General features: G+C 50.6%; 5 tRNA genes and 1 rRNA gene. All 6 read left to right on the forward strand.

The features are described from left to right. The first annotated feature begins 122 nt into the window (after positions 1-122). A 5S ribosomal RNA gene (gene rrf / locus PB1_RS16355) occupies positions 123-238 on the forward strand. Positions 239-247: 9 nt separating this feature from the next. Continuing rightward, a tRNA-Val gene (locus PB1_RS16360) sits at positions 248-323 on the forward strand. 27 nt (positions 324-350) lie between these two features. After that, a tRNA-Thr gene (locus tag PB1_RS16365) sits at positions 351-426 on the forward strand. A gap of 30 nt (positions 427-456) precedes the next feature. Further along, positions 457-532, forward strand: a tRNA-Lys gene (locus PB1_RS16370). A gap of 9 nt (positions 533-541) precedes the next feature. Further along, a tRNA-Leu gene (locus PB1_RS16375) sits at positions 542-623 on the forward strand. A gap of 10 nt (positions 624-633) precedes the next feature. Further along, positions 634-708: transfer RNA gene (locus PB1_RS16380), tRNA-Gly, on the forward strand. The last annotated feature ends 51 nt before the right edge of the window (positions 709-759 follow it).

Here is a 759-nt window from a genome sequence, read left to right on the forward strand (position 1 = left end):
GTCATATGATGGTGAACTTCGTTCTTCAATCTTTTCATACGTTATCTAGTTTTGAGAGAATGAAAATTCCTCTTGCAAAAATCAAAAAAGGCATTATAATAAAATATGTCTTTGATCACTAGTCTGGTGGCGATGGCGAGAAGGACACACCCGTTCCCATACCGAACACGGAAGTTAAGCTTCTCAGCGCCGATGGTAGTTGGGGCATTGCCCCTGCGAGAGTAGGACGCTGCCAGGCTTTTATAACGGAGGATTAGCTCAGCTGGGAGAGCACCTGCCTTACAAGCAGGGGGTCGGCGGTTCGATCCCGTCATCCTCCACCATACAAAATTATGGACAAGTTATATAGAGCCGGTGTAGCTCAATTGGCAGAGCAACTGACTTGTAATCAGTAGGTTGGGGGTTCGATTCCTCTCGCCGGCACCATTCCATATGCATTAGGTAGAATTAAAACAAGAGCCATTAGCTCAGCCGGTAGAGCATCTGACTTTTAATCAGAGGGTCGGAGGTTCGAGTCCTCCATGGCTCACCATGAAAATTAGCGGGTGTGGCGGAATTGGCAGACGCACAGGACTTAGGATCTGGCGCCGCAAGGCGTGGGGGTTCGACTCCCTTCACCCGCACTTATGGAATGCGGAAGTAGTTCAGTGGTAGAACACCACCTTGCCAAGGTGGGGGTCGCGGGTTCGAATCCCGTCTTCCGCTCCAAATGCCGGGGTGGCGGAACTGGCAGACGCACAGGACTTAAAATCCTGCGGT

The sequence above is a fragment of the Bacillus methanolicus PB1 genome (assembly GCF_000262755.1).
GTDB classification, from domain to species: domain Bacteria; phylum Bacillota; class Bacilli; order Bacillales; family Cytobacillaceae; genus Bacillus_Z; species Bacillus_Z methanolicus.